The following is a 22,672-nucleotide window of genomic DNA, read 5'->3' as shown; positions in this document are numbered from 1 at the left end:
CGGAAACGATCAAGTATTAGCCCTGCATCATGAGACTGACCACCAAAGGCCGCTTTGCGGTCACTGCGATGATCGACCTGGCCATGCGCCAGGACCAGGGGCCCGTCACGCTCGCGGGCATCAGCCAGCGGCAGAAGATCTCGCTGTCCTACCTGGAACAGCTGTTCGGCAAGTTGCGCCGCCATGAGATCGTCGAAAGCGTGCGCGGACCGGGTGGTGGCTACAGCCTCGCGCGCAAGGCGGAAGACGTCACCGTGGCGGACATCATCATCGCCGTGGACGAGCCGCTCGATGCCACCCAGTGCGGTGGAAAGGGCAATTGTAACGGAGATGACGGCTCCGGGCGTTGCATGACCCACGAGCTGTGGGCGACGCTGAACCAGAAGATGGTCGAATACCTCGACTCCGTCTCTCTCAAGAACCTGGTGGACCAGCAGCGCGCGAAGCAGCCGGCTGTCCTGCACGATATGCGCGAAGACGCTGCCGTGCAGCAGGCGGCACCCGCGGCGCGCGGCAAGGCGGAAAAGCCCGCCGAAAAGCCGGTCCGTGCCCGGGTGGTGAATTCGGTTTTCAGCCTGGCGCAGTCCTGAAGCGTCCGGTAGCAAGCAGCGATACAAGCGATCAGCGGTCCCCCTGAAAAAAGGCAGTCATAACGATGAGCACCCCACATTTCCCCATCTACATGGATTACTCGGCCACCACGCCGGTGGACCCGCGCGTGGCGGACAAGATGATTCCGTACCTGCGCGAGCAGTTCGGCAATCCCGCGTCGCGCAGCCACGCGTATGGCTGGGATGCGGAGCGTGCGGTCGAAGAGGCACGCGAGCAGGTGGCCGCGCTGGTCGGCGCCGATCCGCGTGAAATCGTGTGGACGTCGGGGGCGACCGAGTCGAACAACCTGGCGATCAAGGGCGCCGCGAACTTCTATTCGGGCAAGGGCAAGCACCTGATCACGGTGAAGACCGAGCACAAAGCCGTGCTCGACACCACGCGCGAACTGGAGCGCCAGGGCTTCGAGGTGACCTACCTCGACGTGAAGGAAAACGGCCTGATCGACATGGACGTGCTCAAGCAGGCGATCCGCCCGGACACGATCCTGGTGTCGGTCATGTATGTGAACAACGAGATCGGCGTGATCCAGGACATCGCGCAGATCGGCGAGATCTGCCGCGAGAAGGGCATCATCTTCCATTGCGACGCCGCGCAGGCGACCGGCAAGGTGGTGATCGACCTCAACAAGCTGAAGGTCGACCTGATGTCGTTCTCGGCCCACAAGACCTATGGCCCGAAGGGCATCGGCGCGCTGTACGTGCGCCGCAAGCCGCGCGTGCGCATCGAGGCGCAGATGCACGGCGGCGGCCATGAGCGCGGCATGCGCTCGGGCACGCTGGCCACGCACCAGATCGTCGGCATGGGCGAAGCGTTCCGTATCGCCCGCGAGGAAATGGCGACCGAGAACGAGCGCATCCGCATGCTGCGCGACCGCCTGTGGAATGGCCTGAAGAGCATGGAAGAGGTCTACCTGAACGGCGACCTCGAACAGCGCGTGCCGCATAACCTGAACGTCAGCTTCAACTTCGTCGAAGGCGAGTCGCTGATCATGGCGATCAAGGACGTGGCCGTGTCGTCGGGCTCGGCCTGCACCTCGGCCTCGCTGGAGCCGTCGTACGTGCTGCGCGCACTGGGTCGCAATGACGAACTCGCGCACAGCTCGATCCGCTTCACGGTTGGCCGTTTCACGACCGAGCAGGAAGTCGACTACACGGTCGAACTGCTCAAGAACAAGATCGGCAAGCTGCGCGACCTGTCGCCGCTGTGGGAGATGTTCAAGGACGGCGTCGACCTGAATTCGATCCAGTGGGCCGCGCACTGAGCATCCGCCAGCCCAAGCAAGAATAAGAGCAAGACCCCCCGTAAAAGATACGCAAGAGGTAAGCAAAATGTCATACAGCACGAAGGTTCTCGACCACTATGAAAACCCCCGCAATGTCGGTTCGTTCGACAAGAACGACGACGACGTGGGTACCGGCATGGTCGGCGCCCCGGCTTGCGGCGACGTGATGAAGCTGCAGATCAAGGTGAACGAGGCCGGCGTGATCGAAGACGCCAAGTTCAAGACCTATGGCTGCGGCTCGGCCATCGCCTCGTCGTCGCTCGTGACCGAGTGGGTCAAGGGCAAGACCGTCGACCAGGCCCTCGAGATCAAGAACACCCAGATCGCCGAAGAACTGGCGCTGCCGCCGGTCAAGATCCACTGCTCGATCCTCGCTGAGGACGCCATCAAGGCGGCCGTCGAGGACTACAAGAAGAAGCACCCGGCTGCCGACCAGAAGGCCGCCTGAGTTTCTTGGGTTCCGAAAGAAGAAGGAAGACGCAACGATGATCACGATGACCGAGAAGGCCGCCAGGCACGTGGCCCGTTACCTGGAACGCCGTGGCAAGGGCGTAGGCCTGCGCCTGGGCGTGAAGACCACTGGCTGCTCGGGCCTGGCCTACAAGCTCGAATATGTTGACGAGCTGCACCCTGAAGACCAGGTGTTCGAGACGCACGGCATCAAGGTCATCGTTGACGCCAAGAGCCTGCCGTACATCGACGGCACCGAACTCGACTATGCACGCGAAGGGTTGAACGAAGGTTTCCGCTTCAACAACCCGAACGTCAAGGACGAGTGCGGCTGCGGCGAGTCGTTCACGGTCTGAGTGCTGGGCTGGAAGACGCCGGATGGAACGCAGCATCGTCGGGTTCCATCGGGATGAGGAAGGCGACTGGGTCGCCGAACTCGATTGCGGTCACGGGCAGCACATGCGCCACAACCCGCCCTGGCAATTGCGGCCGTGGACGGCCACGGAGCAGGGCAGGGCGGCACGGCTTGGCGCCGTCGTGAACTGCCTGAAATGCGATCGCAATGAACCGCCGGCCGACTGGGCGCAGTTCACTGAACGCGCCGGACGCGGTTGACGTGAATGCACAAGGGGGCGGCGCGGCCGCTCCTTTTTGTTGGGGAAGCTTTGAAAGACGATTTTTTTGCGCTGTTCGGCCTGCCGGTGCAGTTCGGCGTCGATGAAGCGGCGCTCGACGCCGCGTATCGCACCGTGCAGTCGCAGGCGCATCCGGACCGCTTCGCCAAGGCGGGCGAGGCCGAGCGGCGCGTGGCGATGCAGTGGGCCGCGCATGCCAACGAGGCCTACCGCACGCTGCGCCAGCCGCTCAAGCGCGCGATCTACCTGCTGGGACTGCGCGGCGTGGACGTGCAGGCGGAGAACAACACCGCCATGTCGCCCGCGTTCCTGATGCAGCAGATGGAGTGGCGCGAGGATCTGCAAGACGCCGTCGAGTCCCGCGACGTGGACCGTCTCGATGGCCTGCTGCGCGGGCTGCGCAAGGAAAAGCGCGAGCGGCACACCGCGCTTGGCGCGCTGCTCGATGCAGGCGACAACGAAGCCGCGGGTGCGGCAGTACGGCAGCTGATGTTCATCGAGAAGATCGAACACGATACCAGCGAGGCGATCGACCGGCTGGAAGGGTAGTCCCGGCACGTTTGGCGGGGCCATGTGACAATGGCGCCCGTCGCGAAAGCCGCCTGTGCGGCGGACATCATCGCGCACGAGAAAGCGAAGAATCATCATGGCACTGCTCCAGATTTCCGAACCCGGCATGTCGCCGGCGCCCCATCAACGCCGCCTGGCCGTTGGCATCGACCTTGGCACCACCAACTCGCTGGTGGCGGCCGTGCGCAACAGCATTCCCGAAGTGCTAGGCGACGAGCGCGGCCGTGCGCTGCTGCCCTCGGTGGTGCGCTACCTGCCGGACCGCACCACGCATATCGGCTACCGCGCCCAGGACGAGGCGGTGCGCGACCCGAAGAACACCATCGTTTCGGTCAAGCGCTTCATGGGCCGTGGCCTCAAGGACGTGGCCCATAACGAGCACAGCCCCTACGACTTCATCGATGCACCGGGCATGGTGCAGATCAAGACCGTGGCAGGCGTGAAGAGCCCCGTGGAAGTCTCGGCCGAGATTCTTGCGACGCTGCGCCAGCGCGCCGAAGATTCGCTTGGCGATGACCTGGTCGGCGCCGTCATCACCGTGCCGGCTTATTTCGACGAAGCGCAGCGCCAGGCCACCAAGGACGCCGCGCGCCTGGCCGGGCTGGAAGTGCTGCGCCTGCTTAACGAGCCCACCGCCGCGGCCATTGCCTACGGCCTCGACAATGCGTCCGAGGGCATCTACGCGGTCTATGACCTCGGCGGCGGCACCTTCGATATCTCGATCCTGAAGCTGACCAAGGGCGTGTTCGAAGTCCTGTCCACGGGTGGCGATTCCGCGCTCGGCGGCGATGATTTCGACCAGCGCCTGCTGTGCTGGATCGTCGAGCGGGCAGGCCTGCAGCCGCTGTCGGCACAGGACATGCGCCTGCTGATGGTGCGCGCGCGCGCTGCCAAGGAAGCGCTGTCCGAGGGCGACAGCACGGTGATCGACGCCGTGCTGGACTCGGGCGAGATCGTGCACCTGACGCTGACTGACGAAATCTTCGACAGCATCACCGCGCATCTCGTGCAGAAGACGCTGGCGCCGGTGCGCAAGGCGCTGCGCGACGCGGGCGTGGCGCCGGACGAAGTCCAGGGCGTGGTGCTGGTCGGCGGCGCGACGCGCATGCCGGCCATCCGCAAGGCGGTGGGCGACTTCTTTGGCCAGCCGCCGCTGACCAATCTCGATCCGGACCGCGTCGTCGCGCTCGGCGCCGCCATGCAGGCCAACCTGCTGGCGGGCAACCATGCGCCGGGCGAAGATTGGCTGCTGCTGGACGTGATTCCGCTGTCGCTCGGCGTGGAAACCATGGGCGGCCTCGTCGAGAAGATCATCCCGCGCAACAGCACGATTCCCGTGGCGCGCGCGCAGGAGTTCACCACGTTCAAGGACGGCCAGACCGCCATGGCGATCCACGTGCTGCAGGGCGAGCGCGAACTGGCCAGCGATTGCCGTTCGCTCGCGCGCTTCGAACTGCGCGGCATCCCGCCGATGGTTGCTGGCGCGGCACGCATCCGCGTGACCTACCAGGTCGACGCCGATGGCCTGCTGTCGGTTACCGCGCGCGAGACACATTCGGGCGTGGAGTCGTCGGTCACCGTGAAGCCGTCGTATGGCCTGGCCGACGACGACATCGCGCGCATGCTGCAGGAAGGCTTCCGCGAGGCCGAGCACGACATGAAGAGCCGTGCGCTGGCCGAAGAGCGCGTCGAGGCCGACCGTCTGGTCGAAGCCACCACGCGTGCGCTGGAGACCGACGGCGACCTGCTGTCCGCCGACGAGCGTGCCGCGGTCGAGGCGCTGATCGTCTCGGTGCGCCAGATCGCCACCGGCGAGGATCATCACGCCATCAAGGCTGCCGTCGAGACGCTGTCGCGCGGCACCGACGAATTCGCCGCCCGCCGCATGGATCGCTCGATCAAGAGCGCGCTGGCCGGGCGCAAGGTGCAGGAACTCGGCTGATCACCGGCTTCCGCATCGCACAGCATCAATACAGGACACGACATGCCACAGATCATCGTTTTGCCCCACGCCGAATACTGCCCGGAAGGGGCCGTGATCGAAGCCAAGACCGGCGTCAGCGTCTGTGACGCGCTGCTGGCCCATGACATCGACATCGAACACGCGTGCGAGAAGTCGTGCGCCTGCACGACCTGCCACGTGATCGTGCGCGAAGGCTTCGACTCGCTCAATGAGGCCGAGGAAAAGGAAGAAGACTTGCTCGACAAGGCCTGGGGACTGGAGCCCAATTCGCGTCTGTCATGCCAGGCCATCGTTGCCGACGAAGACCTGACCGTCGAGATTCCGAAGTACACCATCAACCACGCGAAAGAAGGCCACTAAGGCCCGGAGAATTCCATGAAGTGGACCGATACCTACGACATCGCCGCGGCGCTGTATGACAAGTTTCCCGAGGTGGACCCTGTGACGATCCGCTTCACGGACCTGCGCAAGTGGGTACTGGAACTGGACGGGTTCAGCGACCTGCCGGAGCGTTCGGGCGAGAAGATCCTCGAAGCGATCCAGGCTGCCTGGATCGAAGAAGCGAGCTAAGCCGCTGACTCATCTTCAGAAGCGATAGCCGACACCCGCCAGGAACAGGTCGGCATCGCGGTCGTAGCCGGTCATCACGCGGTTCCACGACATTCGGCCCAGCCAGTGGCTGCTGAGCCGGTAACTGGCCGACAAAGTCAGCAGGGCGGACCAGCGCGAAGGCGAAGCCTCCGCGTCGGGTCCGCGGACATGCAGGGTGGTCGCATAGTACGGGCCGGCGCCGACGCCAAGCGTCAGCCGATCGTCAAAGAAGCCCCCGTTCAGCCATGCCTGCGCTGCCACGCCGCGGCGCTGAACCAGATCGGAGCTGCTTTCCGAGAAGTAGCTGATGGTTCCTTCCACGCCTCGCCAGAACCCGTGCCGGTACTCCGCCGCCGCCGCGAAGCCCGTTTCCGATTCGAAGCTGTTCACGATTCTGGCGCCCAGGAACACGGTCAGCTCGTCGCCCGTCAGGGCCGTGGTACGCGTACCCGCAATGAAAGGCCCGTCGCGCCGGCCATGATCGAGCTGGTAGCCAACACCAAGCAAGGCTGTGTTCGAGCTGAAGCTTGACCAGGCTTGCGTCCGGTTAAAGCGAGCCTGCACCATCCAGGGGCCGCCGCTGACATACCAGGTCGCGGCCGCGCTGGCCTGCAGTGCGACCCCATGGTGGTTTCGATAGCTGCCATCGTCCTGTGCTTCCGTGGTGTCGAAAAACAGGTACGGGCCCGCGCCGACCGAAAGTGCCAACTGGCGGCCCGGTGTCAGCCAGCGCCACCATAGCTGGGCGCTGTGGCCGTCCCGATGGTGGCCGCTCACATGTCCTTCATTCAGGTAGGTGTAGGTCGCGTACCAGTTGTCAGTGAGGTTCTGCTGGTAGCTGTAGGCATAGACCGCGCTGCGGTCATCGTCACCATGGATCGGCGGGTTGGTGTGAGCGCCGCCCATCAGCAGCAGCTCTTGCCCATGCGCTGCCTGCTGCAGCATGGCGAGCAGCAGTCCGCCAGCCAGGGGCGCGGCACGCTGCCAGATCCTTCGGGTCCTGCGATTGGCGCATTGCATCTTGTGGATTCCGATGAGCCGGGGACGCTCAGGAATCATAGCAAAGTGCAGCTATGGCAGCCGGGGCCGGGCGGTGCCTGTTTGTTACGGAATATTCCCGCCCCCACCTTCGGACTAGCGGCGTTAGCTGCCTGTCGACGTGTAATGGCGCACCCCCACGCGCCACGCGCCGAGGGCCGCCGCCAGGAAAACAAAGCCCGCCAGTGGCGACACCAGCCCCAGCGACGCAGGCGCACCGAGCGGATCGGCCTTGCCCAGGATGGCCAGCACCGGGTAGTAAGCGACGCAGGCCAGCGGGACGGCAAATGTGAGTACATAGCGGAACCATCGCGCGTACAGCGCCATCGGGTATTGCGCCGCCTCCACGCCGCCGTATGTCAGGACATTGGCAATTTCCAGGCTTTCGATCGTCCAGAAAGACAGCGTGCCTTGCACCACCAGGATGCCGAGAAACAATGCGATGCCACCGGCGAGCGCGAACAAGGCAATGGCGACCGATGCCGGCGTCCAGGCGATGCCGGCCTGTACCGTGGCAAACGCCACGACCGCGAGTCCTTGCAGCAATCGCCCGAGCCGGCTGACGCGCACGTCGTAGCCCATGAGCTGCAGGGCAAGCGGACGTGGCCGCAGCAGCAAGCGGTCGAAGTCGCCAGTGCGCAGCAACGTGGTGCCGAGCACGTCGAAGCCGCGCCCGAGCGCATCGGCAATCGCGAACATGCAGTTCACGAGCCCGTAGAACAGCGCAACTTCGCCGATTTTCCAGCCCTGCACATCGCCGAAGCGGTGAAACAGCGCCCACACCGCGACCATCTCGATGCCCGTGACCAGGAACTGCCCAAAGGTCAGCATCAAGGCCGAGCCGGGATAGCGCGCCTGGCCGCTCAGCGAGGCTGTCACGAGGCGGGCGAACAAGGCAAGGGAGTTCATGCGCATTACCCGCCTTGCACTTCAAGCCGGCGCATCGTGCGGCCCATGGCCGCGTGGCCGGTTGCCACCAGCAGCACGATCCACAGGCATTGCAGGCTCAACGCGGCGAACATGTGCGCGCCGCCGAGTTGTCCGAAGTAGATGCGAGCGGGGATGTCCATCACGCCGGCCAGTGGCTGCACCAGCAGCGCCGCCTGCCAGGCATCGGGCAGCAGCGCCAGCGGCAACAGGTTGCCCGACAACACGATGACCACCGGCACCGCAAGCGTATTGATGCCCCGTTCATTGAGTGCCGCTGCAGCCGCGATATTGAGCAGCATCACCAGCGATGTGGATAGCAGCAGTGCCAGCAGTGCCGACGCGATGAAACCCATGCCCGCGGACAGGCCCGCTGGCGGCTGCCAGGCCCAGTCGCCGAGTCCGACAATGGGCAGTACGACGCCGGCGAAGGCGAGCATCATCGCCACGCGCGGCAACACGCGCGCTGCCGTCCAGCCCGCGGTACGTGCAAACCACAGCGCATAAGCATTGACCGGCCGCAGCCGGTCGTAGGCGACAGCACCCGTGCGGACAGCTAGTGCCACTTCAGGATCGCCGCCCCATGGCAGCAGCGCCAGCAGTCCTTGCGCCAGCCAGGTGTAGGTGATGACCTGGCCGAGCGTGAGCGGGGCCTCGTGCGCCGAGGCGCTGCTGTAAAACGCCGCCAGCACCATGATCTTGATGCCGCCCCACCAGCACTGCGTGAAGAAGCCGGCGTAGGCGGCCAGCCGGTACTGCAGCATCTGCAGGAACCGCGACCGGAACGCGGCCAGATAGGGTCGCGCGAGTTCGCGCGGCGCCGTCATGGCCTAAGCCTCCGCGGCGCCATGCATCGCGTAGAAGCGCGCGATGACGGCTTCGATGGCCATGCCCTCGTCTTCGGCGTCCTCGGGCAGGCCATCACCGAGACGGCGCGCGGCCAGCACCTGCTGCCGCAAGGCCTCGACGTCGCAGTCGGCCAGCACGCGCCCGTGGCCGATCACGATCACACGCCGTGCGAGTGCCTCGATGTCGTGCATGTCGTGCGTGGTCAGCAGCACCGTGGTGCCGCGCTCCCGGTTGGCACGCCGGATAAAGTCGCGAACCGCGAGCTTGGACGGGGCGTCGAGTCCGATAGTCGGCTCATCGAGAAACAGGATATCGGGCTCGTGCAGCAGGGCGGCCGCGATCTCGGCGCGCATGCGTTGGCCCAGCGACAACTGGCGTACGGGCTGGTCGAGCAGTCGTTCGAGATTCAACAGCGCCACCAACTCGTCGCGCGTGCGGCCAAAGCGAACCGGGTCGAGCCGATAGATATCGCGCAACAGCGCGAAGCCGTCGCCGACCGGCAGATCCCACCACAGCTGCGTACGCTGCCCGAATACCACGCCGATACGGGCGACATGGCGCTCGCGCTCTTCGAACGGAACGCAGCCGTTGACTTCGACACGGCCGCTATCAGGCCGCAGGATGCCCGAGAGGATCTTGATGGTCGTCGATTTTCCCGCACCGTTCGGACCGATGAAGCCGAGCAGTTCGCCGCGCTCCAGTTCGAACGACACGCCGGCCAGCGCCTCGACCGTGCGGTAGCGTGGGCGAACCAGCGCACGCAGCGCACCGAGCACGCCCGGATCACGTTCGTGGATGCGGTAGGTCTTGCGCAGTTGACTGACTAGGATCTGTGGCATGGCTGCGGCGCGAGAAGGGCGGGGGATTATACATGGGGTGCATCTGGCCGCACACGTCTGATCCCCTTTGCCCTTAATATCCCCGATCGTCGGATCAAAAGAAAAACCCCGTCGTGGAGGCGGGGTTTTTGCTGTTCAGCGTCGTATTTCCTTGCGGCCGCGCTCAGTCTTCGCGGCGCAGGTGCGGGAACAGAATGACGTCGCGGATGTTCGGGCTGTCCGTCAGCAGCATCACCAGGCGGTCGATACCGATGCCGCAGCCGCCCGTCGGGGGCATGCCGTATTCCAGCGCGCGGATGTAGTCGGCGTCGTAGTACATCGCCTCTTCATCGCCGGCGTCCTTCTGCTCGACCTGCTTGCGGAAACGATCGGCCTGGTCTTCGGCGTCGTTGAGCTCCGAGAAGCCGTTGGCGATCTCGCGGCCAGTGATGAACAGTTCGAAGCGTTCGGTAATGCCCGGCACCGTATCCGATGCACGTGCCAGCGGCGAAACTTCCACCGGGTAATCGATGATGAAAGTCGGCTCCCACAGCTGGCTTTCCGCGGTTTCCTCGAACAGCACGAGTTGCAGCGTACCGATGCCGGCGTTCAGGAACTGCGGCGCGCTGGTGTTCACGCCAAACTTCTTCAGCTCGGTGCGCAGGAAATCGGCATCCGCCAGTTGCGCGTCGGTGTATTGCGGCGCGAACTTCTGGATCGCCTGGCAGATGGTCAGGCGGTGGAACGGCTTCGACAGGTCCAGCTCGCGGCCCTGGTAGGTCAGCACCGCAGTGCCGCTGGCGTCGATGGCGGCCTGGCGGATCAGGTTCTCGGTGAAGTCCATCAGCCAGCGGTAGTCCGTGTAGGCCGCGTAGAACTCCATCATCGTGAACTCGGGGTTGTGGCGCGGGCTCACCCCTTCGTTGCGGAAGTTGCGGTTGATCTCGAACACGCGCTCGAAGCCGCCGACGATCAGGCGCTTCAGGTACAACTCGGGCGCGATGCGCATGAACATCTGCATGTCCAGCGCATTGTGGTGCGTGATGAACGGCTTGGCCGCGGCGCCGCCCGGGATCGGGTGCAGCATCGGCGTTTCGACTTCCATGAAGCCGGCGTCGGACATATGGCGGCGCAGCGAGGACATCGCCTTGGTGCGCGCGCGGAAGGTGTTGCGGGTTTCCGGCGAGACGATCAGGTCGACATAGCGCTGGCGGTACTTCATTTCCTGGTCGGCCAGGCCGTGGAACTTGTCCGGCAGCGGGCGCAGCGACTTGGACAGCAGGCGCAGTTCCTGCACCTGCACGGACAGCTCGCCCTTGTTGGTGCGGAACAGCACGCCGCGCGCGCTGACGATGTCGCCGAGGTCCCAGTGCTTGAACGCGGCGTAGACGTCTTCACCGACCTTGTCGCGCGTGATGTAGAACTGGATCTGGCCGCTGCCGTCCTGCACGGTGGCAAAGCTGGCCTTGCCCATGACGCGCTTGAGCATCATGCGGCCGGCGATGGCAACTTCGACCGGCGTCGCTTCCAGCGCGGGCTGGTCGGTTTCGCCGTACTGTTCGTGCAGCGCGGCGGCCTGGTGGGTCGGACGGAAATCGTTGGGGAAGGCCACGCCTTGCTGGCGCAGGGCCGCCAGTTTCTCGCGACGCTCGGCGATGATCTTGTTCTCGTCTGCGGCGGGCGTGTCTGAGGCCGGTGCGGCCTGGGCGCGGTTGGGTTCGGTCATGATGTCTTGTCGGATCGCACGCGGCATGCCGCGCGCGGGTTCAGTATGGCTTCAGTAATTGCGCAGGTCGTCCAGCTCGGTGCTGCCGAAGTCCGGGCGATGCAGATAGGCGATGATGCGGCCGGCGGTTTCCTCGGCCGAGGCGAGCTGCTGGTTCGCCTTCAGGTCGCGGAAACGCTCCACGCCGGCAAAGTCGGCATTGCGGATGGTGGCCTGCATGCCGGTATCGACCACGCCCGGCGCCAGCGACACTGCGCGTACGGTGCGCGGCTCCGGCGTGCCGGCGTACTCGGCGTTGACCGAGCGGATGAACATGTCCAGCCCGGCCTTGCCGGCGCAATAGGCGCTCCAGCCCTCGATCGGGCGGCGTGCCGCACCGGACGAGATCGCCAGCACCTTGCGCGGGCAGTTGAACTTCTCGGTGCGATCGAGGAACGCGCCGGTCATGATCATCGGCGTGGCCAGGTTGGTCAGCAGGTGCGGCAGCAGCGTGCCTTCCTGCAGGCGCGACACGGGGCCGATCGGCTCGACCACGCCGGCATTCAGGATCAGCGTGACGCTGGCGGGCGGGTCCTGGCTTTCCAGCACGCTGGATAGCCAGCCCGCGGCCGACGCGGGCTGCGACAGGTCCTGCAGGTGCCAGGCCACCGGCACGCCGCTCATGGTGGCGACACGCTCGAGTTCCAGGTTGCGGCTGCGCGCCACGCATATCAGGCGATTGCCCGGTACGAGCAGCGCATTGGTCATTGCCGCACCGAGTCCGCGCGAGGCGCCGGTGATGATGTAGAGGTGGTCTGCTTCGCTCATGATGCCCCGGTTGGAGGAGCCGCCGCGCCGGGCGGTGAGTCGTTGGCGGTTGCAGCCGGCCATGCCCGCGGTGCGGGCACGGCAGCGGCCTTACAGTCCCTGCTTGAGGCTGGCCTCGATGAACGGGTCCAGGTCGCCGTCCAGCACCTTCTGGGTGTTGGACATTTCCACGTTGGTACGCAGGTCCTTGATGCGGCTCTGGTCCAGCACGTACGAACGGATCTGGTGGCCCCAGCCCACATCGGTCTTGCCGGCTTCGAGCTTGTCGGCCTCGGCCTGGCGCTTGCGCATCTCGTGCTCGTACAGGCGCGACTTCAGCATCGACATGGCCTCGGCACGGTTGCGGTGTTGCGAACGGTCGTTCTGGCACTGCACCACGATGCCGGTCGGCATGTGCGTGATACGCACGGCCGAATCGGTCTTGTTGATGTGCTGGCCGCCGGCGCCCGAAGCGCGGTAGGTATCGACGCGCAGGTCGGCCGGGTTGACCTCGACCTCGAACGAATCGTCGACTTCCGGATACACGAACACCGACGAGAACGACGTATGGCGCCCGCCCGACGAGTCGAACGGCGACTTGCGCACGAGGCGGTGCACGCCGGTTTCGGTGCGCAGGTAGCCGAACGCGTATTCGCCTTCGATCTTGATCGTCGCGCTCTTGATGCCGGCCACGTCGCCTTCGGACTCTTCGAGCACCTCGGCCTTGAAGCCCTTGCGCTCGCAGTACTTCAGGTACTGGCGCAGCAGCATCGACGCCCAGTCGCACGCTTCGGTGCCGCCGGCGCCGGCCTGGATGTCGATAAAGGCGTTGGCCTGGTCCATCTCGCCCGAGAACATGCGGCGGAATTCCATGCCCGCGACGATTTCCTCGAAGCCCTTGACGTCGGTTTCGATCGACTCGAGCGTTTCGTCGTCGCCTTCTTCCTTGGCGAGCTCGAACAGCTCATCGGCACCATTGAGGTCGTCCGTGAGCTTGCCGAGGACGCTTACCACGCCCTCGAGAGCTTTCTTTTCCTTGCCGAGATCCTGGGCGCGCTTGGGGTTGTTCCAGACGTCCGGGTCTTCCAGCAAACCGTTGACTTCTTCCAGCCTTCCTACTTTGACATCGTAGTCAAAGATACCCCCGTAGATCTTCCGTCCGGGAACGGAGATCGGAGATGGCACCGGAGATGGCGTTGAGGCGTTCTGCTTCCATGATGATCCTGCGCTTCGAAAACCTTGAATTATAGCGGAATCGGGCCGTAAATCGCGCCGATGGGAGGCGCTGGCGGCCCATTCCGCAGCGAACGCACGGCCCTTCGCACGGTCTATCTGGCGGGCCGTGTGGCGCGGGCGGCGATAATAGGGCCGCTACAGGCGCGCTGCACACACGCAAGTCGCCCCCCCGGAAGACCATATCAACAGGGACGAATGACGCCAACAAGACAAGACACCGCAGACACCGCCGGCCGCCGCCGGATGCTGGGATGGATGCTCGCCGCCGCCTCCGCGGCGCTGGCCGCCGGGTGCGGCACCATGTCCACCGAACCCGCGCCGGACGGCTTCTACCGCGTGGAGAGCGGCGACACGCTGTACTCGATCGCGCGCAATCACCGCCGCAACGTGCGCGACCTGGTGCGCTGGAACAATCTGCCGAGCGCGGACCGCATCGAAGTGGGCCAGCTCATTCGCGTCAAGCCGCCGGGTGCCGGCACGGCTGCCGCGTCAACAGGCTCGTCGCCGCAGACTGTGACGGATACGCCGCGCGTGGATGCCGGCGGCCAGTCGAAGCCGCCCTCGAGCGCTCCTCGACTGCAATGGCCCGCCGACGGCAAGGTCACCGCACGCTTCGCGCCGCCCGCGAGCAAGGGCCTGACCATCGCGGTGCCGCCGGGCGGCATGGTGAAAGCGGCGGCGGCGGGGTGGGCCATCCATGTCGGCGACCTGCGCGGCTACGGCATGCTGGTGATCGTCAAGCACAGCGACGACTGGCTGACGGTCTACGGCAACCTCGACAAGCCGCTGGTCAGCGAAGGCGCGCGCGTCGCCGCGGGCCAGGACGTTGGCCGCATGGGCAGCGCCGGCAGCGACCTGCATTTCGAGGTGCGCGGCAACGGCAAGCCGGTCGATCCGGCCAACTACCTGCCGGCGCGCGGCTGAACTGACGTTACTGCGCGTGCTCGATCACGAGTTGCACGCGCGTGATGCCGTTGAAGGTGTTGTTGTCGAGCCGGTAGGCGATCTGCGCGCTGGCGCCGAGTTCGTCGGCGTGGTTGAACCAGATCGCGTCGAAGCGCTGCTTGCCGCGCCCCAGTTGCAGCTTCAGGTGCTTGCCCTTGAGCACGCTCTGGCGCAGCACGTCGAATTCGCCGCAGAAGGTCGGCGCCGGGAAGCCCTGGCCCCAGACCTGCTGTTCGAGCAGCGTGACGAAGTCCGGGCTGAAGCACTGGTCCTCGATATCGCCATCGGTCTCGATCACGCGCGCGAGTTGTTCATCGCTGAGCCATTCCTTGCCGACCGCTTCAAAGGCTTCCTGGAACTCGGCAAAGCGCTCGGCGCGCACGGTCAGGCCGGCCGCCATGGCGTGGCCGCCGAATTTGACCATCATGCCCGGGCAGCGCTTGGAGACCAGGTCCAGCGCATCGCGCAGGTGGAAGCCGGGGATCGAGCGGCCGGAGCCCTTGACGGTGGTCTCATCGCCGGGCGCGAACGTAATGGTCGGGCGATGGAACTTGTCCTTGAGCCGCGACGCGACAATGCCGATCACGCCCTGGTGCCAGGTGTCGTTGAACACGCTGACCGTAAAGCGCGCCGACGGATCGGGGCCGGCCAGCGGCTGTTCGAGGATCTGCAGCGCCTCCTGCTGCATGCCGGCCTCGATGTCGCGGCGCTCGCGGTTCATGCCGTCCAGTTCCTGAGCGATCTCCCACGCGCGATTGGCATCGTCGGTCAGCAGGCATTCGATGCCAAGCGACATGTCGGCGAGCCGGCCGGCGGCATTGAGGCGCGGGCCCAGGCCGAAGCCGAGGTCGAAGGTGTTGGCGCGCGCGGCTTCACGCCCCGCGGCACGGAACAGCGCCGCCACGCCCGGCTGCATGCGGCCGGCGCGCATCCGCTTCAGGCCCTGTGCCACCAGGATGCGGTTGTTGGTGTCGAGCTTGACCACGTCGGCCACCGTGCCCAGTGCTACCAGATCCAGCAGCGTCTGCAGCGGTGGCTGGGTTTGCTGCGTGTAAACGCCGCGTTTGCGCAGTTCGGCGCGCAGCGCCATCAGCACATAGAACATCACGCCGACGCCGGCCAGGTTCTTGCTGGGGAATTCGCAGCCGGGCTGGTTCGGGTTGACGATCACCGCGGCCGGGGGCAGTTCCGAGCCGGGCAGGTGGTGGTCGGTCACCACCACGTCGATGCCGGCCGCATTGGCGGCTGCAACGCCGTCGACGCTGGCAATGCCGTTGTCGACGGTGACGATCACGTCAGGCTGCTGCTTCGCGGCCAGCGCGACGATCTCCGGCGTCAGTCCGTAGCCGTACTCGAAGCGGTTCGGGACGATGTATTCGACGCGCGCGCCCAGCATGCGCAGCCCGCGCACGCCGACTGCACACGCGGTCGCGCCGTCGCAATCGTAGTCGGCCACGATCAGCAGGCGCTTGCGTGCTGCGATCGCGTCAGCCAGGTACTCGGCGGCATGGCCGATGCCCTTCATGGCCGAGGGTGGCACCAGTTCCGGCAGTTCGGTGGAAAGTTCGGACGGCTGTGCCACGCCGCGCGCGGACAGGATGCGGGCCAGGGTCGGGTGCAGGCCGGCAGCCGCCAGGGTATTGGCGTGCTCGGCGGAATAGGTGCGGATGGCAATCCGGGTCATGGGGCGTTCTGCTTCTTTTGTGTGTGCGGCTCAGGCCGCGTAGGCAAGGTCGGACAGCAGCGCGCGCCAGTCGCCGCGCTGGCCCATGCCGCGCCAGAACTTGCGCAGGTCGGCGCGGCGCACGGTGAATTCGGCGAAGTGGTTCTCGCCGCCGAGCACCAGCGTGATGGCTTCGATGCTGCCGTCGGCGAGCGCTTGCAGCGCCGGCGCGAACCAGTCTGCGTCCAGCGCATGCATGCGCTCGATCCACAGGCCCCAGTCTTCGGCGATATGGGCTTCGGTGGCGCTATCGAGCGTCGCCATGACGGCGCCGTCGGCCTGAAGGCTGGCGAATCCGGCCGGCATGGCCGCGATCCGGCTGCCGCCTGCAAGCCCCAGGCCTGTCAGGAAGGGATCGACGGTCACGATGACATCCGCCAGCTTCGGCACCGCTTGCATCGCGCCTCCGCCGTACAGCCAGACGGAATTGATGGGCAGTTCGCCGGCCGCTTCACGGGCCTGGTTGACCGGGTGGTCGAACCACGTCATCTGGATCTCGTTCTGCAACCGCCGCCAGTCGCGCGCGCGCTCGCCAGCCTGCAGCCAGATATCGATATTGCGGCCGGTCGCGCGCAACGGTGTGGTGGCGTCCAGCGGGCCGAACACGGCTTCGGGCAGGTACCAGCGCGCTGCGCAGGGTGCTTCGAGTGTGATGTTGGATTCGCGCAGCAATGGCTCGATCGCCGCGAACAGTGACGTGGCTTCTTCGTCACGTACACGCAGCTGGTCGGGATGCATCAGCACAAGATGGTCCCGGGCCGCGTGAATGTGCACAAGTTGCAGGCAGGTCCAGGCTTCGCTGCCGGCCGGCGCGGCGCCGCGGCTGTCGGCCAGCCGCATATAAGGCGCCATCGGCACCCGGGCCGTGTCCAGCCCCGCCTTGCCGGCAAGCCAGCGCTCGTGCGGCAGGCTGCGCAGCCACGGGTCGTCGTGCCGCTCGCGCTGGCCGGGCGTGGCCCGGGTCAGCAACTTTCCGAGCGCCGGCAACTCCAACTGCCGCAGCAGCGCGCCGGGCACGACATCGTCCGAGGCGTCGTCGCCGGCGCCGGGCGGGACGGAAAAGGGCACAATCAGGGTCAGGTGCGTCATCATGGTGGCGAGATTGTAAACTTCCGGCTGGCCGGCGCCAGCCTCGCGTGTGGCGCGGGACACCTGCGCAACCGCCCAGGGCGCTTTCCCGAAACAACAGGAACCCTCTTGAAATTTCCCTACGAGTGGCAGATTGGCTGGCGATACACCCGCGCAAGCAAGCGTGCCAGCCGCAATACGTTCATATCGTTCATCTCGATGATCTCGATGCTCGGCATCGCGCTGGGCGTGGCCGCGCTGATCGTGGTGCTGTCGGTGATGAACGGCTTCCAGAAGGAAGTGCGCGACCGCATGCTGTCGGTGCTGTCGCATATCGAGGTGATCGGCCCGTCGGCGCTGCCCGACTGGCAGCGCACCGCGGCCGAGGCCATGCAGAACAAGGAAGTCATTGGCGCCGCGCCATATGTGGCGGCCCAGGCCATGCTGACGCGCGAAGACGCCGTGCGCGGCGTGCTGCTGCGCGGTGTGGACCCGGCTGAAGAGCCGAAGGTCTCGGACATCGGCAAGCAGTTCAAGGCCGGCCACATGGAAAGCCTGCAGCCGGGCGAGTTCGGTATTGCGCTCGGCAACGAACTGGCCAACGCCATGGGCGTGCAGGTCGGCGACAAGATCACGCTGCTGGCGCCGCAGGGCACGATCACGCCGGCCGGCGTGCTGCCGCGCCTGAAGCAGTTCACCGTGGTCGGTGTGTTCTCGTCAGGCCATTTCGAGTTCGACAGCGCGCTCGCGCTGGTGAATATCCGTGACGCCGAGACGCTGTTCCGCATGACCGGCCCGACCGGCGTGCGTCTGAAACTCGCGGACATGCAGCGTGCGCCGCAGGTCGCCAACGAACTGGCCGGCACGATGTCGGGCGAGCTTTACCTGCGTGACTGGTCCAAGCAGAACCGCAACTGGTTCGCGGCCGTGCAGACCGAGAAGCGCATGATGTTCATCATCCTGACGCTGATCATTGCCGTGGCCGCGTTCAACCTGGTGTCGACACTGGTGATGACCGTGACCGACAAACAGGCCGACATTGCCATCTTGCGCACCATGGGCGCGCAGCCCGGCTCGATCATGAAGATCTTCATCGTGCAGGGCGTGGCCATCGGCTTTATCGGCACGTTGCTCGGCGTGGCAGGCGGCACGCTGATCGCCACCAATATCGATGTGATCGTGCCTTTCATCGAGCGGCTGCTGCACGTGCAGTTCCTGCCGCGCGACATCTATTTCATCAGCGAATTGCCTTCGGACCCGCGTGTGAACGATATCGCCACCATCGGCATCATTTCCTTCGTGCTGGCTACGCTGGCAACCCTCTACCCAAGCTGGCGCGCCGCCCGCGTCAATCCGGCGGAGGCGCTGCGCTATGAGTGAAGCGATGCTGCAAGCCGATACGAAGCCCGTCGCCGGGCAACAGCCGGGTACGCCGGTGCTGATGGGCGAAGGCCTGTTCAAGCGTTTCCGCCAGGGCGGGCTCGACGTCGAAGTGCTCAAGGGCGTGGACGTGCGCGTGGATGCTGGCGAGAAGGTCGCCATCGTCGGCGCCTCGGGCTCGGGCAAGAGCACGCTGTTGCATGTGCTGGGTGGTCTCGACAACCCCGACGCGGGCCGCGTGGCGCTGCACGGCAAGCCGTTCACGGCGCTGCGCGAGCGCGAGCGCAATGTGGTGCGCAACCGCTCGCTTGGCTTCGTCTACCAGTTCCACCACCTGCTGCCGGAATTCACGGCGCTCGACAACGTGGCCATGCCGATGCGCATCCGCGGGCTGAACCAGCAGCAGGCGCGTGACACGGCGCAGGCCATGCTTGAGCGCGTCGGCCTGGGCGGCCGTTCGAAGCATCGTCCGGGCGAGCTGTCGGGCGGTGAACGGCAGCGCGTGGCCATTGCCCGCGCATTGGTCGGGCAGCCTGCCTGCGTGCTGGCCGACGAGCCGACCGGCAATCTCGACGACCACACGGCAGGCGGGGTCTATGACTTGATGCTGGAGCTATCGCGCACGCTGGGCACGAGCTTTATCATCGTCACGCACGACCTGGACCTCGCCAGCCGCTGCGACCGCGTGCTGCGGCTGCGCGACGGGCACCTGCACCAGGAGCGCTGATCGCGTACGGTCATGTGGATCGATACCCATTGCCATCTCGACGCCAGCGAATTCGACCCTGATCGCGGCGAAGTGGCCGATGCGGCCGAAGCGGCCGGTGTGGCGGGCATCGTCGTGCCGGCCGTGGCGGTGTGGAACTTCGAGACCGTTCGTACGCTGGCCCGGCAGGATTCCCGCTGCGTCTATGCGCTCGGGATTCATCCACTCTGCTCGCCGGGAGCGGGGCAGGCCGATGTCGATGCGTTGCGCAGGGAAGTGGCGGCGTCGATGGGCGATCCTCGCTTCGTCGGCATCGGCGAGATCGGGCTCGACTTCTTTGTCGCCGGTCTCGATGCCGACCACCAGACCTGGCTCTACATCGAGCAGCTCAAGATTGCGCGCGAATTCGACCTGCCGGTGCTGCTGCACGTGCGCAAGTCGCAGGACCAGGTTGGCGCGCAACTGCGCAAGCTCGGGGTGCGGCAGGGTATCGCCCACGCATTCAACGGCAGCCACGAGCAGGCGCGACGCTTTATCGATCAGGGGCTCAAGCTCGGCTTTGGCGGTAACGTGACGTTCAGCCGCGCGCGCCAGATCCGCCGGCTCGCTACCGAGTTGCCGCTCGACGCGCTGGTGCTGGAAACCGATGCGCCCGACATCGCGCCCGCGTGGCTGTCCGACGACCAGTTCGGCGAGCAGCACAAGGCCCGCAATACGCCTGCCGAAGTTGCCGGCGTCGCGCGGGTGCTTGGGGAGCTGCGAGAGATGGAACCGGATGCATTGGCGCAAGCCATGTGGCGCAATTCGGTCGCCGCGCTGCCCCGACTGGCGGCATTCGCCGATGCGATGGCGCCAGCCGGCGCCTGACATTCTCGACACCAACTTCTGACACGCTGACAAGCTTTTCGCGGCAAGGCAAGGGTACAACGATGGCCCTCTGAACTTGCCGGGGAGCTTCGTGCGCCTGATCCTGCTGGGTTTCGTGGCCGGCTGCTGGGCCTTGCAGCGGCAGGGCTCGCTGCCGGCGGACAGCGCGCTGGGCTTCGCATCTGCCGCCCTCGCAATCCTCGTCGTCTGGCTGGTCCGGTACGGACGCACAACGCGGCTGGCACACGGACTCGCGATTCTGCTGGCGGTCTCCGTTGGCTTCTGCTGGGCGGCGTGGCGCGCGCATTCGCGCATGGGCGACTGGCTACCCACGCAACTGGAGGCGCGCGATATCGAGGTCATCGGCGTGGTGTCCGGCTTGCCGGCCGAACTGTCGCCCGGTGCGCGCTTTGCCTTCACTATCGAGGCCGCGCCGCACGGCGAACACGTGCCGGCCCGCGTGCAACTGAGCTGGCGAGAGGCCACGCTCGAATTGCGTCCGGGTCAGCGCTACACCTTTACGGTGCGCTTGCGTCGTCCGCGCGGGCTCGCCAATCCCCACGGTTTCGACTACGCGTACTGGCTGCTCGCGCAGGGCTATGGCGCGACGGGTTACGTGCGCAGCGTCCGCAACGGGCCGCAGGAGGCGGCGCACGAACAGCTCTCATGGCGCATCGAGGCGCAACGTGCCACGTTGCGTGACCACATCCGCGCCGCGTTGCCGGCGGATGCCCGCTTCGCGCCGGTGCTTGTGGCGCTGGTCGTCGGCGACCAGCGCGGCATCGATGGCGATGACTGGCTGCTGTTCAACCGTACTGGCATCGGGCATCTCGTCAGCATTTCCGGGCTTCATATCACCATGATCGCGGGCTTCGCCGCGGGTCTCGTGCACTGGGCGTGGCGGCATTCATTCGGGCTGGGCCGCCGCGTGCGCCGGCCGCTGCCGCTATGGTGTCCGGCGCGGCAGGCGGCGCTCGTCGCGGCAGTGCTCGCGGGGCTTGGATACGGCCTGATCGCCGGGCTGCAGATTCCGGCGCTGCGCACCGTAGCCATGCTGTCCATCGCCGCCGTGGCCGCGTGGAGCGCGCGCACGCCACCGACATCGCTGGTGCTCGCATGGGCGGCCTTCGTTGCGCTGCTGCTGGACCCGTGGGCGGTGACGCAGCCCGGGTTCTGGCTATCGTTCGGCGCGGTCGGCGTGATCTTCCTGGCCGCATCGCGTCCTGAAGTGCCGGTGAGCGGGTGGTGGCCACGGATACGCGCGACGCTTGCCTCCGCTGCGCGCACGCAATGGGCAGTAACCGTCGGTCTGGTACCGCTGACGTTGCTGCTTTTCCGGCAGTTTCCGGTCATTTCCCCGCTTGCGAATGCTGTTGCCATTCCCGTGGTCAGCATGTTCGTCACGCCGCTTGCGCTGCTTGGTGCGGTGGTGCCGGCTACGCTGGCCGCGCCATTGCTGGCGTTGGCGCACGGGGCGCTGGCGTGGCTGGTGGTCGTGCTGCAGTGGCTGGCATCGCCCGACTGGGCGGTCTGGGAGACCGCGCAGGCCGGCATGCTGGAAACGGTGCTGGCGCTACTGGGTACTCTCATCCTGCTGGCGCCCGCCGCGTTCGGATTGCGCATACGGCTGCATGGGGTGCTGTTGATCCTTCCCATGGTGTGTGCGCGCGGCGAGGATGTGGCGTATGGCGAATTCCGGGCGGCGATGCTGGATGTCGGGCAGGGCACTGCCGTGCTGGTGCAGACGCGCGCGCACGCCTTGCTCTACGACGCGGGGCCGGCCTATGCCTCGGGCGGCAGCGCCGGAGCACAGGTCATCGTGCCTTATCTGCGCGCGTCCGGCATACGCAAGCTCGACCATCTGATGGTCAGCCACGAAGATGCCGATCATGCGGGCGGTGCGCGCCACGTCATGGACGCCGTGCCCATCGGCATCCGGTCCACGGCGGCGCCGGCCGGCCATGCTCTCCTTGGCAAGGCCGAATGGGTGGCATGCGCGGCCGGCCAGCAATGGCGGTGGGATGGCGTCCAATTTACGGTGCTGCATCCCAACGCCGGGCAATCTCGCGACGGGGCGATCGGAAGCAATGCGCGCAGCTGCGTGCTGCGTGTGGACAACGGCCGCCGTAGCGTGCTGCTGACTGGCGACATCGGCAAGGCGGAGGAGCGCGAGCTGGTCGAGAAGATGCCTGCGGAGACGCTGCGCGCCGATGTCCTTGTCGTGCCGCACCATGGTAGCGGCACCTCCTCCAGTTCCGAGTGGCTGGCGGCCGTCAATCCCGAAGCTGCAGTGTTCCAGCTCGGCTACCGCAACCGCTATCAGCATCCGCGCGCCGATGTCTGGCAGCGCTATGGCGATGCCGGCATCCTGCGCTACCGCTCCGACGAAACGGGCGCGGTCACGATGGTTACACAGGGCGGGGCCTATGCGATGGAGGCGTTTCGCCAGGCCGAGCGGCGCTATTGGCGTGAAGCGCCTGCGGCGCCGCAATAGTGGAGG

Annotated in this window: 23 protein-coding genes; 14 read left to right on the top strand and 9 right to left on the bottom strand. The window is 66.1% G+C overall.

The window, feature by feature from the left end; genetic code table 11:
• Positions 1-29 precede the first annotated feature (29 nt).
• The 9 genes from iscR to iscX all read left to right on the top strand — a co-directional run bounded on the left by iscR (position 30) and on the right by iscX (position 6,082).
• Complete coding sequence (gene iscR / locus KHO41_RS01095; RefSeq protein ID WP_211951463.1) at positions 30-590, top strand: Fe-S cluster assembly transcriptional regulator IscR; 561 nt, start codon at positions 30-32, stop codon at positions 588-590.
• Positions 591-649: 59 nt separating this feature from the next.
• On the top strand, positions 650-1,873 hold the full coding sequence (locus tag KHO41_RS01090) for an IscS subfamily cysteine desulfurase (protein WP_280519685.1): 1,224 nt from the start codon (positions 650-652) through the stop codon (positions 1,871-1,873).
• A 67-nt stretch (positions 1,874-1,940) separates the two neighbouring features.
• Positions 1,941-2,342: a Fe-S cluster assembly scaffold IscU gene (iscU, locus tag KHO41_RS01085; RefSeq protein WP_011297241.1), complete on the top strand. Its 402-nt coding sequence runs from the start codon at positions 1,941-1,943 to the stop codon at positions 2,340-2,342.
• A 37-nt stretch (positions 2,343-2,379) separates the two neighbouring features.
• Positions 2,380-2,700: an iron-sulfur cluster assembly protein IscA gene (gene iscA / locus KHO41_RS01080; RefSeq protein ID WP_211947813.1), complete on the top strand. Its 321-nt coding sequence runs from the start codon at positions 2,380-2,382 to the stop codon at positions 2,698-2,700.
• 22 nt (positions 2,701-2,722) lie between these two features.
• On the top strand, positions 2,723-2,959 hold the full coding sequence (locus tag KHO41_RS01075) for a DUF3565 domain-containing protein (RefSeq protein WP_211951461.1): 237 nt from the start codon (positions 2,723-2,725) through the stop codon (positions 2,957-2,959).
• 50 nt (positions 2,960-3,009) lie between these two features.
• Positions 3,010-3,528 (top strand): Fe-S protein assembly co-chaperone HscB, encoded by a 519-nt coding sequence (gene hscB, locus KHO41_RS01070; RefSeq protein ID WP_211951460.1) that lies wholly within the window; start codon positions 3,010-3,012, stop codon positions 3,526-3,528.
• Positions 3,529-3,625: 97 nt separating this feature from the next.
• A complete protein-coding gene (gene hscA / locus KHO41_RS01065; protein WP_211951459.1) occupies positions 3,626-5,491 on the top strand; it encodes a Fe-S protein assembly chaperone HscA in 1,866 nt (621 codons plus the stop codon).
• Positions 5,492-5,533: 42 nt separating this feature from the next.
• Positions 5,534-5,872 carry an ISC system 2Fe-2S type ferredoxin gene (gene fdx, locus KHO41_RS01060; RefSeq protein ID WP_211951458.1) on the top strand — a complete coding sequence of 113 codons (339 nt, stop codon included), beginning with the start codon at positions 5,534-5,536 and terminating at the stop codon, positions 5,870-5,872.
• A gap of 15 nt (positions 5,873-5,887) precedes the next feature.
• A complete protein-coding gene (gene iscX / locus KHO41_RS01055) occupies positions 5,888-6,082 on the top strand; it encodes a Fe-S cluster assembly protein IscX (protein ID WP_211951457.1) in 195 nt (64 codons plus the stop codon).
• 15 nt (positions 6,083-6,097) lie between these two features.
• Here iscX and KHO41_RS01050 read toward each other — a convergent pair whose 3' ends face one another.
• From KHO41_RS01050 to prfB, 7 genes are all read right to left on the bottom strand, one after another.
• Positions 6,098-7,123: a porin family protein gene (locus KHO41_RS01050; protein WP_244873677.1), complete on the bottom strand. Its 1,026-nt coding sequence runs from the start codon at positions 7,121-7,123 to the stop codon at positions 6,098-6,100.
• A 123-nt stretch (positions 7,124-7,246) separates the two neighbouring features.
• The gene (locus KHO41_RS01045; RefSeq protein ID WP_211951455.1) at positions 7,247-8,050 is read right to left on the bottom strand and encodes an ABC transporter permease; all 804 of its coding nucleotides are present in this window, start codon (positions 8,048-8,050) and stop codon (positions 7,247-7,249) included.
• A 5-nt stretch (positions 8,051-8,055) separates the two neighbouring features.
• Positions 8,056-8,895: an ABC transporter permease gene (locus tag KHO41_RS01040; RefSeq protein WP_211951454.1), complete on the bottom strand. Its 840-nt coding sequence runs from the start codon at positions 8,893-8,895 to the stop codon at positions 8,056-8,058.
• A 3-nt stretch (positions 8,896-8,898) separates the two neighbouring features.
• The gene (locus tag KHO41_RS01035; RefSeq protein WP_211951453.1) at positions 8,899-9,756 is read right to left on the bottom strand and encodes an ABC transporter ATP-binding protein; all 858 of its coding nucleotides are present in this window, start codon (positions 9,754-9,756) and stop codon (positions 8,899-8,901) included.
• Positions 9,757-9,919: 163 nt separating this feature from the next.
• Entirely contained in the window at positions 9,920-11,461 is a 1,542-nt protein-coding gene (lysS, locus tag KHO41_RS01030) for a lysine--tRNA ligase (RefSeq protein WP_211951452.1), read from the bottom strand.
• A 51-nt stretch (positions 11,462-11,512) separates the two neighbouring features.
• Positions 11,513-12,268, bottom strand: a complete 756-nt coding sequence (locus KHO41_RS01025; RefSeq protein WP_211951451.1) for an SDR family oxidoreductase — start codon at positions 12,266-12,268, stop codon at positions 11,513-11,515.
• A 90-nt stretch (positions 12,269-12,358) separates the two neighbouring features.
• Positions 12,359-13,463, bottom strand: a protein-coding gene (gene prfB / locus KHO41_RS01020; RefSeq protein ID WP_211951450.1) for a peptide chain release factor 2 whose coding sequence is annotated in 2 segments (ribosomal slippage) — positions 12,359-13,381 and positions 13,383-13,463 — 1,104 coding nt in all. Because the reading frame shifts where the segments join, the coding sequence is not laid out codon by codon here.
• A 215-nt stretch (positions 13,464-13,678) separates the two neighbouring features.
• Between prfB and KHO41_RS01015 the strand changes: the two genes are divergently transcribed.
• Positions 13,679-14,407, top strand: a complete 729-nt coding sequence (locus KHO41_RS01015; protein ID WP_211951449.1) for a peptidoglycan DD-metalloendopeptidase family protein — start codon at positions 13,679-13,681, stop codon at positions 14,405-14,407.
• 7 nt (positions 14,408-14,414) lie between these two features.
• Here the strand turns inward: KHO41_RS01015 and recJ are convergent, their stop codons facing one another.
• Both recJ and KHO41_RS01005 read right to left on the bottom strand, forming a co-directional pair.
• Complete coding sequence (recJ, locus tag KHO41_RS01010) at positions 14,415-16,112, bottom strand: single-stranded-DNA-specific exonuclease RecJ (RefSeq protein ID WP_211951448.1); 1,698 nt, start codon at positions 16,110-16,112, stop codon at positions 14,415-14,417.
• Between the two features lie 30 nt (positions 16,113-16,142).
• Positions 16,143-17,243 carry a hypothetical protein gene (locus KHO41_RS01005; protein WP_211951638.1) on the bottom strand — a complete coding sequence of 367 codons (1,101 nt, stop codon included), beginning with the start codon at positions 17,241-17,243 and terminating at the stop codon, positions 16,143-16,145.
• Between the two features lie 105 nt (positions 17,244-17,348).
• Between KHO41_RS01005 and KHO41_RS01000 the strand changes: the two genes are divergently transcribed.
• From KHO41_RS01000 to KHO41_RS00985, 4 genes are all read left to right on the top strand, one after another.
• Positions 17,349-18,599 (top strand): lipoprotein-releasing ABC transporter permease subunit, encoded by a 1,251-nt coding sequence (locus KHO41_RS01000; protein ID WP_211951447.1) that lies wholly within the window; start codon positions 17,349-17,351, stop codon positions 18,597-18,599.
• Positions 18,592-19,326 carry a lipoprotein-releasing ABC transporter ATP-binding protein LolD gene (gene lolD / locus KHO41_RS00995; RefSeq protein ID WP_211951446.1) on the top strand — a complete coding sequence of 245 codons (735 nt, stop codon included), beginning with the start codon at positions 18,592-18,594 and terminating at the stop codon, positions 19,324-19,326. Before KHO41_RS01000 ends, lolD begins: the two co-directional genes overlap by 8 nt.
• Before the next feature lie 12 nt (positions 19,327-19,338).
• Positions 19,339-20,172: a TatD family hydrolase gene (locus tag KHO41_RS00990; protein ID WP_211951445.1), complete on the top strand. Its 834-nt coding sequence runs from the start codon at positions 19,339-19,341 to the stop codon at positions 20,170-20,172.
• 91 nt (positions 20,173-20,263) lie between these two features.
• A complete protein-coding gene (locus tag KHO41_RS00985; RefSeq protein ID WP_211951444.1) occupies positions 20,264-22,666 on the top strand; it encodes a DNA internalization-related competence protein ComEC/Rec2 in 2,403 nt (800 codons plus the stop codon).
• The last annotated feature ends 6 nt before the right edge of the window (positions 22,667-22,672 follow it).

Origin of the sequence: Cupriavidus numazuensis (assembly GCF_905397435.1) — a bacterium.
GTDB classification, from domain to species: domain Bacteria; phylum Pseudomonadota; class Gammaproteobacteria; order Burkholderiales; family Burkholderiaceae; genus Cupriavidus; species Cupriavidus numazuensis.
The sequence above is the reverse complement of the archived record's forward strand: the minus strand, read 5'-3'. Positions and strand labels throughout refer to the sequence as shown.

Coding starts and splice junctions, on each gene's coding strand:
- iscR (WP_211951463.1), top strand. CDS start 30: ATGAGACTGACCACCAAAGGCCGCTTTGCGGTCACTGCGATGATCGAC.
- iscU (WP_011297241.1), top strand. CDS start 1,941: ATGTCATACAGCACGAAGGTTCTCGACCACTATGAAAACCCCCGCAAT.
- iscA (WP_211947813.1), top strand. CDS start 2,380: ATGATCACGATGACCGAGAAGGCCGCCAGGCACGTGGCCCGTTACCTG.
- KHO41_RS01075 (WP_211951461.1), top strand. CDS start 2,723: ATGGAACGCAGCATCGTCGGGTTCCATCGGGATGAGGAAGGCGACTGG.
- hscA (WP_211951459.1), top strand. CDS start 3,626: ATGGCACTGCTCCAGATTTCCGAACCCGGCATGTCGCCGGCGCCCCAT.
- fdx (WP_211951458.1), top strand. CDS start 5,534: ATGCCACAGATCATCGTTTTGCCCCACGCCGAATACTGCCCGGAAGGG.
- iscX (WP_211951457.1), top strand. CDS start 5,888: ATGAAGTGGACCGATACCTACGACATCGCCGCGGCGCTGTATGACAAG.
- KHO41_RS01050 (WP_244873677.1), bottom strand. CDS start 7,123: ATGCAATGCGCCAATCGCAGGACCCGAAGGATCTGGCAGCGTGCCGCG.
- KHO41_RS01045 (WP_211951455.1), bottom strand. CDS start 8,050: ATGAACTCCCTTGCCTTGTTCGCCCGCCTCGTGACAGCCTCGCTGAGC.
- KHO41_RS01040 (WP_211951454.1), bottom strand. CDS start 8,895: ATGACGGCGCCGCGCGAACTCGCGCGACCCTATCTGGCCGCGTTCCGG.
- KHO41_RS01035 (WP_211951453.1), bottom strand. CDS start 9,756: ATGCCACAGATCCTAGTCAGTCAACTGCGCAAGACCTACCGCATCCAC.
- lysS (WP_211951452.1), bottom strand. CDS start 11,461: ATGACCGAACCCAACCGCGCCCAGGCCGCACCGGCCTCAGACACGCCC.
- KHO41_RS01025 (WP_211951451.1), bottom strand. CDS start 12,268: ATGAGCGAAGCAGACCACCTCTACATCATCACCGGCGCCTCGCGCGGA.
- KHO41_RS01015 (WP_211951449.1), top strand. CDS start 13,679: ATGACGCCAACAAGACAAGACACCGCAGACACCGCCGGCCGCCGCCGG.
- recJ (WP_211951448.1), bottom strand. CDS start 16,112: ATGACCCGGATTGCCATCCGCACCTATTCCGCCGAGCACGCCAATACC.
- KHO41_RS01005 (WP_211951638.1), bottom strand. CDS start 17,243: ATGATGACGCACCTGACCCTGATTGTGCCCTTTTCCGTCCCGCCCGGC.
- lolD (WP_211951446.1), top strand. CDS start 18,592: ATGAGTGAAGCGATGCTGCAAGCCGATACGAAGCCCGTCGCCGGGCAA.
- KHO41_RS00990 (WP_211951445.1), top strand. CDS start 19,339: ATGTGGATCGATACCCATTGCCATCTCGACGCCAGCGAATTCGACCCT.